The sequence below is a fragment of the Bosea sp. NBC_00550 genome, assembly GCF_026020075.1.
Classification (GTDB): Bacteria; Pseudomonadota; Alphaproteobacteria; order Rhizobiales; family Beijerinckiaceae; genus Allobosea.
In genome coordinates this window covers 2,022,551-2,034,674 of record NZ_CP102772.1, presented here as the reverse complement: position 1 = coordinate 2,034,674, position 12,124 = coordinate 2,022,551, and the positions used below count along the sequence as shown (strand labels likewise).

The 12,124-nt window shown below is 66.3% G+C and carries 15 protein-coding genes; 10 read left to right on the top strand and 5 right to left on the bottom strand.

Annotated features, from left to right (window positions below; translation table 11 throughout):
• Positions 1-119: 119 nt before the first annotated feature.
• A complete protein-coding gene (locus NWE53_RS09700) occupies positions 120-461 on the top strand; it encodes a DHCW motif cupin fold protein (RefSeq protein ID WP_265054108.1) in 342 nt (113 codons plus the stop codon).
• On the opposite strand, the gene serB is transcribed toward NWE53_RS09700, so the two are convergent.
• Positions 462-1,349 carry a phosphoserine phosphatase SerB gene (gene serB, locus NWE53_RS09695; RefSeq protein ID WP_265054107.1) on the bottom strand — a complete coding sequence of 296 codons (888 nt, stop codon included), beginning with the start codon at positions 1,347-1,349 and terminating at the stop codon, positions 462-464.
• Between the two features lie 86 nt (positions 1,350-1,435).
• Between serB and miaA the strand changes: the two genes are divergently transcribed.
• Positions 1,436-2,290, top strand: a complete 855-nt coding sequence (gene miaA / locus NWE53_RS09690; RefSeq protein WP_265054862.1) for a tRNA (adenosine(37)-N6)-dimethylallyltransferase MiaA — start codon at positions 1,436-1,438, stop codon at positions 2,288-2,290.
• On the opposite strand, the gene NWE53_RS09685 is transcribed toward miaA, so the two are convergent.
• On the bottom strand, positions 2,291-3,763 hold the full coding sequence (locus NWE53_RS09685) for a GGDEF domain-containing protein (protein WP_265054106.1): 1,473 nt from the start codon (positions 3,761-3,763) through the stop codon (positions 2,291-2,293).
• 329 nt (positions 3,764-4,092) lie between these two features.
• Between NWE53_RS09685 and NWE53_RS09680 the strand changes: the two genes are divergently transcribed.
• The 5 genes from NWE53_RS09680 to NWE53_RS09660 all read left to right on the top strand — a co-directional run bounded on the left by NWE53_RS09680 (position 4,093) and on the right by NWE53_RS09660 (position 8,195).
• Positions 4,093-5,856, top strand: a complete 1,764-nt coding sequence (locus NWE53_RS09680; RefSeq protein ID WP_265054105.1) for an acetolactate synthase 3 large subunit — start codon at positions 4,093-4,095, stop codon at positions 5,854-5,856.
• A gap of 130 nt (positions 5,857-5,986) precedes the next feature.
• Positions 5,987-6,697, top strand: coding sequence for an aspartate/glutamate racemase family protein (locus tag NWE53_RS09675; RefSeq protein WP_265054104.1), 711 nt, complete (start codon positions 5,987-5,989; stop codon positions 6,695-6,697).
• Entirely contained in the window at positions 6,694-7,383 is a 690-nt protein-coding gene (locus tag NWE53_RS09670; RefSeq protein ID WP_265054103.1) for a glutathione S-transferase, read from the top strand. Before NWE53_RS09675 ends, NWE53_RS09670 begins: the two co-directional genes overlap by 4 nt.
• Before the next feature lie 48 nt (positions 7,384-7,431).
• Positions 7,432-7,974 carry an acetolactate synthase small subunit gene (gene ilvN / locus NWE53_RS09665; protein ID WP_265054102.1) on the top strand — a complete coding sequence of 181 codons (543 nt, stop codon included), beginning with the start codon at positions 7,432-7,434 and terminating at the stop codon, positions 7,972-7,974.
• Entirely contained in the window at positions 7,974-8,195 is a 222-nt protein-coding gene (locus tag NWE53_RS09660) for a hypothetical protein (RefSeq protein WP_265054101.1), read from the top strand. The genes ilvN and NWE53_RS09660 overlap by 1 nt, the downstream gene beginning before the upstream one ends.
• A 147-nt stretch (positions 8,196-8,342) precedes the next feature.
• Here the strand turns inward: NWE53_RS09660 and NWE53_RS09655 are convergent, their stop codons facing one another.
• On the bottom strand, positions 8,343-8,888 hold the full coding sequence (locus NWE53_RS09655) for a DUF924 family protein (protein WP_265054100.1): 546 nt from the start codon (positions 8,886-8,888) through the stop codon (positions 8,343-8,345).
• A 143-nt stretch (positions 8,889-9,031) separates the two neighbouring features.
• Between NWE53_RS09655 and NWE53_RS09650 the strand changes: the two genes are divergently transcribed.
• Together NWE53_RS09650 and ilvC are read left to right on the top strand one after the other, a co-directional pair.
• Complete coding sequence (locus NWE53_RS09650) at positions 9,032-9,697, top strand: TetR/AcrR family transcriptional regulator C-terminal domain-containing protein (RefSeq protein ID WP_265054099.1); 666 nt, start codon at positions 9,032-9,034, stop codon at positions 9,695-9,697.
• A 14-nt stretch (positions 9,698-9,711) separates the two neighbouring features.
• Positions 9,712-10,731 (top strand): ketol-acid reductoisomerase, encoded by a 1,020-nt coding sequence (ilvC, locus tag NWE53_RS09645; RefSeq protein ID WP_265054098.1) that lies wholly within the window; start codon positions 9,712-9,714, stop codon positions 10,729-10,731.
• A 100-nt stretch (positions 10,732-10,831) separates the two neighbouring features.
• Here ilvC and NWE53_RS09640 read toward each other — a convergent pair whose 3' ends face one another.
• Positions 10,832-11,155 (bottom strand): hypothetical protein, encoded by a 324-nt coding sequence (locus NWE53_RS09640; protein WP_265054097.1) that lies wholly within the window; start codon positions 11,153-11,155, stop codon positions 10,832-10,834.
• Between NWE53_RS09640 and NWE53_RS09635 the strand changes: the two genes are divergently transcribed.
• On the top strand, positions 11,154-11,384 hold the full coding sequence (locus NWE53_RS09635) for a hypothetical protein (RefSeq protein ID WP_265054096.1): 231 nt from the start codon (positions 11,154-11,156) through the stop codon (positions 11,382-11,384). The genes NWE53_RS09640 and NWE53_RS09635 overlap by 2 nt on opposite strands.
• Before the next feature lie 250 nt (positions 11,385-11,634).
• Here the strand turns inward: NWE53_RS09635 and NWE53_RS09630 are convergent, their stop codons facing one another.
• Entirely contained in the window at positions 11,635-12,021 is a 387-nt protein-coding gene (locus tag NWE53_RS09630; RefSeq protein WP_265054095.1) for a ComEA family DNA-binding protein, read from the bottom strand.
• Positions 12,022-12,124 lie beyond the last annotated feature (103 nt).

The following is a 12,124-nucleotide window of genomic DNA, read 5'->3' as shown; positions in this document are numbered from 1 at the left end:
TTTCATGCCGCCATCGCAGGCCGGGGGGCCGGGTATCGCACTGGCGCAACGGCCCGCGGCAGGGCTAGAGCCTGTCGAGTGACCGGCATCCCGAGACCGGACAAGCCGGGAGAGACCCGATGAAGATCAGTGACATTCCCTTCGTCACCACCGACTGGTCGACGATCGCTCCGGAGCGCCATGCCGGCGACAGCGGCGAGGCGATCTGGCGCGTCCAGTATTTCGGCCCGGAGGAGAACCGCATCCGCGTGCGCATGGTGGAGTACTCGCCCGGCTACTCCGCCGATCACTGGTGCTCCAAGGGGCACGTGATCCTGTGCCTGGAAGGCGAGATGGATACCACGCTCGCCGATGGCCGCGTGATGCCGCTCAAGGCCGGCATGAGCTATCAGGTCGCCGATGGCGCCGAGGCCCATCGCTCCGCGACGAAGACCGGCGCGAAGCTCTTCATCGTCGACTGATCAGGCGCGGACGATCTCGCTGCCGGTGTAGCCCTGGGCATAGAGCAGGGCGGTTAGATCGGCACGGTTCAGCCTGGCGCCGGCCGCAACCGCGACCGCCGGCTTGGCGCGGAAGGCGACGCCCAGCCCGGCTTCGCCGAGCATGGCGAGATCATTGGCGCCGTCGCCCACGGCCATCGTCGCTTCCGGCGCCAGCCCGAAGCGGGTGCGCAGCTCGACGAGCGCATCGAGCTTGGCCTGCATGCCGACGATGGGAGCGGCGACCTCGCCGCGCAGAATGCCGCCATCGGCAAGCAGGACGTTGGAGCGGTGCTCGTCGAAGCCGATTGCGGCGCTGATCGGGCCGGTGAAGACCGTGAACCCGCCCGAGACGAGGGCGGTATAGCCGCCATTCGCGCGCATGGTCCGGACCAACTCGCGCCCGCCCGGCGTCAGCGTGATGCGGTCCCGAATGATCTCGTCGACGACCGACAGCGGCACGCCCTTGAGCAGTGCGACGCGCTCGCGCAGCGCAGGCTCGAAGGCGATCTCGCCGCGCATGGCCCGCTCGGTGATGCCGGCGACGAGCTCCTTGAGGCCGACATAGGCCGCGAGCTCGTCGATGCATTCCTGGCCTATCATGGTGGAGTCCATGTCGGCCAGAAACAGCGCCTTGCGGCGGGTCGCCGCCGGCTGGACGATGATGTCGATCGCCGCGCCATCCAGCTCCGCGCCGATATCGGCTTCGAGCTTGCGTGCATCGGCTGCTTCCGCGAAGAGGTCGGCAGCGACCGCGCCGTCGAGAACGGCCGTGCGGACGGTGCCGGGAACGGTGCGGGCAAGGCGGGCCAGCAGTGCTTCGCCGACCAGCGCCTGGCCGTGGGCGGATACGAGTGTGGCGACGAGCATGTGAGGACCGGGTGGGGCAGGCCGAAGGACAGTTCAGGGCGGTGCTCATCGCAGGTCCGACCGCCAGCGGCAAGTCCGCGCTGGCGATGGAGATCGCGCGCCGCACCGGCGGCACCGTGGTCAACGCCGATTCCATGCAGGTCTATGCCGACCTGCGCACCCTGAGCGCGCGTCCCAGCGAGGCGGAGGAGGCGATGGTGCCGCATCGTCTCTACGGGCATGTCGATGGCGCCGTGAACTATTCGGCGATGCGCTACGCGGCCGATCTGGCGAAGCTGCTCGACGACTTGCGGACTAGCGGCTCGCTGCCGATCCTCGTCGGTGGCACCGGGCTCTACTTCAAGGCGGTGACGGAGGGGTTCTCGGCGATGCCGGCTGTTCCCGAGAGCGTCCGGGCTGGCTTTCGTGCCCATGCCGACGGGCTCGACACGGCCAAGCTCCATGCCGAGCTCGCCGCCTGCGATCCGGCGATGGCGGAGCGGCTCAAGCCGAGCGACCGGATGCGGATCATGCGGGCGATCGAGGTCTTCCGGGCGACGGGGCGGTCGCTCGCGAGCTTCCAGGGCGAACGCGAGCCCGGGCCGCTCGGCGAGAGCGAGCTGCTACGCCTGTTCGTTCATCCCGAGCGGGAGGTGGTGCGGCAGCAGATCGACCGCCGTTTCGAGCAGATGATCGAGGCCGGGGCGCTCGATGAGGTCGTGCGGCTGAAGGCGCGCGGGCTCGATCCGCTGCTGCCGATCATGCGGGCGCATGGCGTCCCCGGGCTGATCGCTCATCTCGACGGCGAGATCAGCCTTGCCGAGGCGATCCGGCGCGGGCAGGCCGATACGCGCGCCTATGCCAAGCGGCAGGTGACATGGTTCCGGCATCAGATGACGGGATGGCGGGCGGTCGCGCCGCTCGAAGCGCTGGATGTCGCCTGCGAGGCGCTCGCAATCTGATCAGGCGGCGGCCGCTGCGGCGGCGACTGCTTCCGGCGGGGCCAAGCCGAGGCGATTGCGCCCCTCGTTCTTGGCCCGGTAGAGCGCCTGGTCCGCCCGCCCCGTCAGGGATGCGAGGGTCTCGCCGCGATCGCGCGCGGCGACGCCGAGGCTCGCGGTCACCCGCAGCGCCAAGGTCTCGGAGACGGGCATCGAACGGGCGAGCAGGGTGTCCTGGATCTGACGGGCGCTCGACGCGGCAGAGGCCAGGTCGCAATCCGGCAACAGGATGCCGAACTCCTCGCCGCCGAAGCGTCCCACGAGATTGTGCTCGTTGAGGAACTGCCCGAGCAGAAGATCGGCGAAGGCGCGGATCACCGCATCCCCGGCCGGATGGCCATAGCTGTCGTTGACCTGCTTGAAATGATCGAGGTCGACGATGATCAGCGCGATATCGCTGCCATCCGCCTCGCTTGCCGCGATGGCGGCGTTGGCCTTCTCGGTGAAGGAGCGGCGGTTGAGCAGCGCGGTGAGCGGGTCGGTCTCGGCCAGGCGGCGCAGCTCGCGCTCGCGTTCCTCGCGGTGGCCGATCTCCTCGGAGAGGGCGCGCCGCGTCGCGCGCTCGCGGCCGATCTCCAGCGCCAGCGTGGCCGCGCGCAGCTGCAGGGTCTGGTTGGCGACGGTGAGATCGGTGACGTCGGTCAGCGTCAGCAGCAGCCCGTCGCCCAGCGGAGCGATGGCGATCCTCAGCCAGAGGGTCTTGCCCTCCTGGGTGAAGGATGTCTCCAGCACGTCGGCACGCTGAAGGTTCATCGCATAGACGCAGCGCTGCCAGATCGAAAGATCGGACAGGAAGGGCAGGCTCTCGCGACCATCGGTGTCGAGGAGTTCGGCTTCGGGGCTTCCGCTCAGCACGGCGGCGCGCTTGTTGGCGGTGACGATGACGGCCTGCTCGATCCGGCCGGCGTTGTCGCGGATGGCGCGCAACGCCACGATCCCGCTGGGTGAGGTTTCGAGCACGGCGTTGAGCAGGTCCTCGCGGAACTGCAGCGGCCGGGCGAAGGCAATGACGTAGCGACGGCCGTCCTGGGCAAGCGTCGGCAGGAGCAGCCGCTCCCACAGGGCGACGCGTACCGTGCCGCTCGATCGGTGCACGGTATAGAGCGGCCGATCTTCGGCCAACGCCTGGTCGAGGGCGGCGATGGTGAAGCGGGCGACCTGCGGACGCATGTCCGAGACGCGCTGTCCGAGGCGCGTGGCGCCGGAATAGCGCACGATCTCGCGCCCGAAGTGAAGCCAGCAATAGTCGCCGTCGCCGGTGGGTTCCAGGATCATCAGATCCTTGCCGAAAAGGGGCAGGATCTCGGCGGTGAATTCCTCATAGGCGACCGGGCCGTCCTCGCGGTAGCGCGAGGCGAAGCGGCGCAGGATCTCTGCAATCTGCGGGGCATGGCTGCGCGCCGCGATATTCTCGCTATGGACTTCGTAGTACATGTCCGTCCCGGTTCGAGCGCCGCGAATCCTAGGGACGGCGGATTGAGAAATCGTTCCGTTACGGCACCTGATTTTCGGGTGCGCCGCAGACCGACCGGTAACCATGTTGGTTGGCGCTTGACCGGCTGGGCGCTCTCCGCTAGCGTTCCGCAACTTCCGCCAAGGATCGAACGCGCGATGCGCAAGCTTATTATCGTACAGGTGCGCTGGTAGGGGCCGGTTTAACAACCGGGCGTCCCCGACGCCAGCGCACGCCCAGGCCCCTCCGAGGGCCTTTTTTATTGCCTAAATCCCCAGACAGACCAGTAGATCAGCCTCAGGAGAGCGTTATGAGCGAGATGATGACCGGCGCCGAGATGGTCGTCCGCGCGCTTCAGGACCAGGGTGTCGAGCACCTGTTCGGTTATCCCGGCGGGGCCGTACTCCCGATCTACGATGCGATCTTCCAGCAGGACAAGGTCAAGCATGTGCTCGTCCGCCACGAGCAGGGCGCCGTCCATGCCGCCGAAGGCTATGCCCGCTCGACCGCCGGCAAGGTCGGCTGCGTGCTCGTGACCTCCGGCCCTGGCGCGACGAACGCGGTCACGGGCCTGACCGACGCGCTGCTCGACTCGATCCCGCTCGTCGTCATCACCGGCCAGGTTCCGACGCATCTGATCGGCTCGGACGCCTTCCAGGAATGCGACACGGTCGGCATCACCCGCTCCTGCACCAAGCACAACTACCTGGTGAAGAGCATCCACGACCTGCCGCGTGTCCTGCACGAGGCGTTCTACGTCGCGGCCAATGGCCGGCCCGGTCCCGTCGTCATTGACATCCCGAAGGACATCCAGTTCGCCACCGGCACCTATACCCGCCCGCGCGACAACCAGCACAAGACCTATCGCCCGGTGGTCAAGGGCGACCTGAACAAGATCAAGGCCGCGGTCGAGCTGATCGCCGGCGCCAAGAAGCCGGTTTTCTACACCGGCGGCGGCGTGATCAACTCTGGTCCGCACGCCTCGGCGCTGCTGCGTGAGCTGGCGCGGCTGACGGGCTTCCCGGTCACCTCGACGCTGATGGGGCTCGGCGCCTTCCCGGCTGCGGACAAGCAGTGGCTCGGGATGCTCGGCATGCACGGTACCTACGAGGCCAATCTGGCGATGCATGACTGCGACGTCATGATCAATATCGGCGCGCGCTTCGACGATCGCATCACCGGGCGGATCGACGGCTTCTCGCCGCGCTCGAAGAAGATCCACATCGACATCGACCCGTCCTCGATCAACAAGACGGTCAAGATCGATATCGGCATCGTCGGCGACTGCGCCCATGTGCTGGAGGATATGGTCCGGATCTGGCGTGAGACCGGTGCGCAGGTCGACAAGACCGCGCTCGCCGCCTGGTGGACGCAGATCGAGGGCTGGCGCGGCCGCAAGAGCCTCGCCTACAAGCAGTCCGACACGGTGATCAAGCCGCAATACGCCATCGAGCGGCTCTACCAGCTGACCAAGGACCGCGATCCCTTCATCACGACCGAGGTCGGCCAGCACCAGATGTGGGCGGCGCAGCACTTCCACTTCCAGGAGCCGAACCGCTGGATGACCTCCGGTGGGCTCGGCACCATGGGCTATGGCCTGCCGGCGGCGATCGGCGTGCAGATGAAGCACCCGAAGGCGCTGGTCATCGACATCGCGGGCGAAGCCTCGATTCTGATGAACATGCAGGAGATGTCGACGGCGGTGCAGTACCGGCTGCCGGTGAAGATCTTCATCCTCAACAACGAATACATGGGCATGGTGCGCCAGTGGCAGGAACTGCTGCATGGCGGGCGCTATTCGGAGAGCTATTCGCAGTCGCTGCCGGACTTCGTGAAGCTTGCCGAGGCCTATGGCGGCCATGGCATTCGTTGCGACGACCCGGCCAAACTCGACGCCGCGATCATGGAGATGATCGATACGCCGAAGCCGGTGATCTTCGATTGCGTCGTCGCCAAGGAAGAGAACTGCTTCCCGATGATCCCATCGGGCAAGGCGCATAACGAGATGATCCTGCCCGATTTCGAAGGCGATACCGGCCAGATCATCGACGCCAAGGGCAAGCAGCTCGTTTGACGAGGCATCGTCATGCTCGGGCTTGACCCGAGCATCTCAGGACGAAGGGCGTTTCGCTCTGAAAGAGATTCTCGGGTCGAAGCTCTGCTCCGCCCGAGAATGACGCTGGCGGCACGGCAAGGGGAACAGCATGAATACCATTGGCCTGATCGGCGGCATGAGCTGGGAATCGACCGCGGTCTACTACCGGCTGCTCAATGAAGTCGTGCGGGCGCGCTCGGGTGGGCTGCACTCGGCCGATGTCCTGCTGCATTCGGTCGATTTCGCTGGCATCGCCGAGATGCAAGCGCAGGGCGATTGGGCGGCAGCCGGTGCGGCGCTGGCCGAGAGCGGGCGGCGGCTGGAGCGCGCCGGTGCCTCCTGCCTCGTGCTCTGCACCAACACCATGCACAAGGTGGCGGACCAGATCACCGCCGCGACCAAGCTACCCTTCCTGCACCTGGCCGATGTGACGGCGCGGGCAATCCTCGCCTCCGGCGCGCGCCGGCCGCTATTGCTGGCGACGCGCTTCACCATGGAGCAGAGCTTCTATCGCGACCGGCTGAAGGCCTTCGGCGTCGAGGCGCTGGTGCCGCAGCCGCAGGAGCGCGACGAGGTGCATCGCGTGATCTACGAGGAATTGTGCCGCGGTCGCGTCGAGCCGGATTCGCGCGAGCGCTATCGCGCCATCGTCGAGCGTGCGGCGCGGGAGGAGGGCGCCGACGGCGTCATCCTCGGCTGCACGGAGATCGGGCTTCTGGTCTCGCAGGCGGATTTCGCGATGCCCGTCTTCGACACCACCGCGCTGCATGTCGCTGCGGCGCTTGATTTCGTCGGCGAAACCGAGAGCGTCGCCGCATGAAGCTGCTGATCGGCAACAAGTGCTATTCGTCCTGGTCGCTCCGGGCCTGGCTGCTAATGCGCGTCAAGAGCATCGCCTTTTCGGAGAAGCTCGTCCTGCTCGACGAGCCCGGCTTCAAGCAGACCGTCTTCGCTGAGGCGCCGGGCAGCGGCGGCACCGTGCCGACGCTGATCGATGGCGATCTCGCGGTCTGGGAGACGCTGGCGATCATCGAGTATCTCCATGAGACGCATCCCGATGCAGGCATCTGGCCGAGCGACCCCGCCGCCCGCGCCCAGGCCCGCGCCGCCTGCAGCGAGATGCATGCGGGCTTCACGGCGCTGCGCGGCGCCTGCCCGATGAACCTCGGCAAGCGTTATGCGGCGCGTGATCGCGGCGCGGATGTGGCCCGCGATGTCGAGCGGATCACCGGCATCTGGCGGCAGGCGCGCGAGCGTTTCGGCGGGGCAGGCGAGGGGCCTTTCCTCTATGGCGCCTTCTCGGCGGCGGACGCGATGTACGCGCCGGTCGTCACCCGCCTCGACACCTATGGCATCGCCATCGATCCGGTTTCGCAGGACTACATGCGCGCTGTGCTAGCGCTGCCGGCCTATCGCGAATGGCTCGCGGCCGCGCTCGACGAGCCCTGGATCGTAGCCCATGACGAGGTGGACGAGTCCGCCCTCGTCGATCTGCGCCAGTCCTGAATCTTACTCTCCGCCAATCTTTCGCTCCAACCCGCCTGCAGGTCCGTCATGTCGAAGCCCGCCAGCCATTACCCGAACGCTCCGAAGTCCCAGCCGGTCGCCCGCCATACGCTGGCGGTGATCGTCGACAACGAACCGGGCGTTCTTGCCCGCATCGCCGGGCTGTTCTCGGGGCGCGGCTACAACATCGAGAGCCTCACCGTTTCCGAGACCGAGCATGACAAGCACATCTCGCGCATCACGGTCGTGACCTCGGGCACCGCCAATGTGATCGACCAGATCAAGGCGCATCTCGACCGTCTGGTGCCGGTGCACCGGGTCGTCGACCTGACCGAGCAGGGCGAGGCGCTGGAGCGCGAGCTCGCGCTGATCAAGGTGGTCGGCAAGGGCGAGCATCGCGTCGAGGCGATGCGGCTGGCTTCGGCCTTCGGCGCGCGGACGCTCGATGCCTCTTTGACCTCCTTCGTGTTCGAATTGACAGGCTCGACCGAGGAGATCGAGCGCTTCATCAAGATGATGACGGTGGTCGGCCTCACGGAAGTTTCGCGCACCGGCATCGCGGCGATGAGCCGCGGGCCGGAGGCGATGTGATGATGGCGCTGAGGCCCGACCAGCTCAGCCTGATCGCGCTCGGGCTCGGCGTCGTCGGCTTTCTCTGCCTCGCCGGCCCGGTGCTGTTGCGCCTGTCCGGCCGGGCCAAGGCTGAGCCGCTCGGCAGCGGTTCGAGTCTGCGCTCGCCACTATGGTGGGTCGGTTTCCTTCTGACGATCGCGGCGATCTTCCTGCAGCGTATGGCGAGCCAGCAGGGTTGACAGGATAAGATCGGGAAACCCGCCGTCATCCCGGACAAGCCGCGAAGCGGCGCCGATCCGGGATCCATTGCAGAGCGCGGCGCCCCACGATGGATCCCGGGCCAAGCCAGGGATGACGGGTTGTTTCCCGGGCTGATTGAATGAGCTTCAGCCTGCGAAACCGCCCTCGGTCAGGAAGCTCCTTTCCTCGGCCGTGGTATCGCGCCCCAGCACCGGATTGCGATGCGGGAAGCGGCCGAAATCGCGGATGATGTCGCGATGGACCTCCGCATATCTGACCCCTTCGGGGTCATCGGCCGCGGCGCAGAGCGCGATGCAGCGCTCCTGATCCGCCAGCTTCTCGGAGTGCATGAAGGGCATGTAGAAGAAGCGCTTCTCGGGTGCCTGATAGGCTTCGTCGAATCCGCCTGCGATGGCGTGCCCCGCGATGGTAAGGGCCTGGGCATCCGTGGCGAAGGCACGCGGACTGTCGCGGAACATGTTGCGCGGGAACTGGTCGAGCAGGATCAGCAGGGCATAGACGCCCTCGGGCGTTTCCTCCCAATCGGCGAGCTCGCCCGCCGCCGCGGCTTCATGCGCGGGCAGGAAGCGCCTGATAATCTCGGCATCGAAGGCCTCGTCCTTGGCGAACCATTTCTCAGGCCCGGCCTGGCGCCAGAAAGCGACGATATCGGCGGCGGTGGGCAAGGTCATAGGTCTCTCCGTTCATCAGGCCATCGAACTCCGGAGATAATTCTTCTCTGGCGCGCCGCCACCCCGAATAACGCTTGCCCGCGATCTGTGGCTGCGCTAGATGCCTGAACCGTAACGTACGGTACTGGAGATTTCCGCCGACCATGACGCAGGCTGCCGCAGAGACGCAAGGCGAGGCGCTGACCGCGCGCCAGCAAGCCGTGCTCGATGCCGTGCTGAGCCTGATGGTCGAGAAGGGCAGTGGCCTCACCATGACCGCGGTGGCGCGGCGTGCGAGCTGCTCCAAGGAAACGCTCTACAAATGGTTCGGTGATCGCGACGGCCTTCTGACCGCGACGGTGCAGTGGCAGGCCTCGAAGGTGAGGGCGGGCAATTTCGACCGCCAGACGCTCGATGCCGGCGCGCTGCGCGAGAGCCTGAAGCGCTTCGCCGCGAACTGGCTCGAAGTCATCGCCAGTCCGACCTCGATCGCGCTCAACCGCATCGGCATCAGCCAGGCGGCCTCACGCGACGGCAATCTCGGCTCGATCGTGCTGGCGAATGGTCGCTTCGCCATCGGCGAGCGGCTGAAACCCGTGCTCGATGCGGGCCGCGAGGCGGGGCTCCTGGCCTTCGACGATACCGAGACAGCGTTCCGCACCTTCTTCGGCCTCGCCGGCCGCGACGTCCAGATCCGGCTCCTGCTCGGCGATACGCTGACCTTGAGCAAGGCCGAGATCACGGGCGACGCGGAGCGCGCGGCCGAGCAGTTCTTCACCCTCTACGGCACGGCACAGAACGATCCGGGCCGGGACAAGTCCAACGCGTGACAAAGGAGACACCCATGCGCGTTTATTACGATCGTGATGCCGACATCAACCTGATCAAGGGCAAGAAGGTCTGCATCGTGGGCTACGGCTCGCAGGGCCACGCCCATGCGCTCAACCTGCGCGATTCCGGCGTCAAGGAGATCATCATCGCGCTCAAGGCCGGCTCGGCCACGCGCAAGAAGGCCGAGGAAGCCGGCTTCAAGGTGATGACCCCGTCGGAGGCCGCCAAGGTCTCGGACATCATGATGATGCTGACCCCGGACGAGCTGCAGGGCGACATCTATCGCGACGAGCTGCACGGCAACATGAAGGAAGGCGCTGCCCTCCTGTTCGCGCACGGCCTCAACGTCCATTTCAACCTGATCGAGCCGCGCAAGGACCTCGACGTGCTGATGGTCGCCCCGAAGGGCCCTGGCCACACCGTCCGTTCCGAGTATCAGCGCGGCGGCGGCGTGCCGACCCTGATCGCGATCCACCAGGACGCGACCGGCAACGCCCATGACCTCGGCCTGTCCTATGCCTCGGCCAATGGCGGCGGCCGCGCCGGCATCATCGAGACGACCTTCAAGGAAGAGTGCGAGACCGATCTCTTCGGCGAGCAGGTCGTGCTCTGCGGCGGCCTGGTCGAGCTGATCAAGGCCGGCTACGAGACGCTGACCGAGGCCGGCTACGCCCCCGAGATGGCCTATTTCGAGTGCCTTCATGAAGTGAAGCTGATCGTCGACCTCATCTATGAGGGCGGCATCGCCAACATGAACTACTCGATCTCGAACACCGCCGAGTTCGGCGAGTACGTCACCGGCCCGCGGATCATCACCGCCGAGACCAAGGCCGAGATGAAGCGCGTGCTGACCGACATCCAGTCGGGCAAGTTCACCCGCGACTGGATGCTCGAGAACAAGGTCAACCAGACCTCGTTCAAGGCGACCCGCGCTCGCTACGCCGCCCATCCGATCGAGGAAGTCGGCGCCAAGCTCCGCGACATGATGCCCTGGATCAAGGCCAAGGCGCTGGTCGACAAGACCAAGAACTGAGGGTTGATCCAGGATCTTTTGTTCCGCGACGGCCCGGCTTCCGCCGGGCCTTTGGGATCAAGGCCAAGGCCCTGGTCGACAAGGCGAGAACCGAGGCCTTTCACACTCCGTGATGCTCGGGCTTGACCCGAGCATCTTGTGAAGGAAGGGCGCCCTTTTCGACAGGAGGTTCTCGGATTGCCGCGTCGCGGCGCCCGAGAATGACGTCAAAGGCGCGGGCTTGCCGGATTGATTCAAGTCGTTCCGGATCTGATTCCGGAATGACTTGCAACAATCTGATATCAAAGGTCCTTTCTGTTTTCGGGCGGTGGCTGTAAGGCTGCCGCCCGTTTTCTTTCGGGCGCTGGCAGGAACACTGTTGATGCGCGGGCGTTTCCGTTGCGGTGCCGGTCTTCTGTCCGGCTGAACGCAGGGAGACGGTCATGACGGTCGATACCCGACCCAGAGTGCCGCCGCAGGATGTCGAGCAGCTTCGCGGTGGTGATCCGGTGCCGCCGATGCGCGCCGACGATCACAGCGATGCCGATCCGGCGGTCGAGACGCCCGTCGAGGCGCGGCAGGGCTTCCTCGGACGGCCGGTTCTGACGGTGCTGATTTCCGGGCTCGTCCTCGCCGCGGTCGCCTGGATCGCGCTCGAAATGTTTGCCTATTGAGATTTGCGTCGGTCGTTCGTGTTTGCCCGCTCATCAGAGGAGGCTGCGATGGAACTTCTGCGAATCCTTGAAACGCCTGCGGTCATCCGCGTGGTGCTGGGGTTGTCGCTGGCGATGATGCTTGCCGTGGTGCTCGGCCTCGCCTGACAAGTCAGCGCGGCCGCGCGGTTCGATTTTCCGCTTTGCCCGTATCGGGCACAGCGAAGCCTCCGGCGCCTTGCGCCGGAGGCTTTTGCATATCCGAAGCCGATCAGAAGGTGATCTTGTCCTTGATCTCGGCCTCGACATTCGACGGCAGGGTGCCGCGCTTCACCAGATCGGCGAAATCCTTGAATTTCGCCTTGCCGCGTTCCTCGATGATCTTCTTGGAACGGGCCTCGCCGATGCCCTTCAGCGTGTCGAGTTCGGCTGCGGTCGCCGTGTTGATATTGATCTTCTTGGCCTGTGCCGCGACGGGCTGGGCGGCAGGCGTGGCCGGCTTGGTTGCCGGGGCTGCCTGTGCAGCGGGAGCGGCAGGCGCGGTGACGGGCGCTGCCGGCTTGGCGGAGGGAGTCGGCTGCGTCGCGGTCTGGGCGAAAGCCTGACCGCCCATGGCGGCAAGCGCGACGAGGGGGATGAGGAAACGGGACATCGTCATGGCATGGACCTCACAGGGTCGGCCCGGATCATCGCATCCGCCGGGGGCCGGGTCCCGCCGACGGACGACGCCGGCGGCCCAGGGCCGTTCGGCGTGTCGCGCC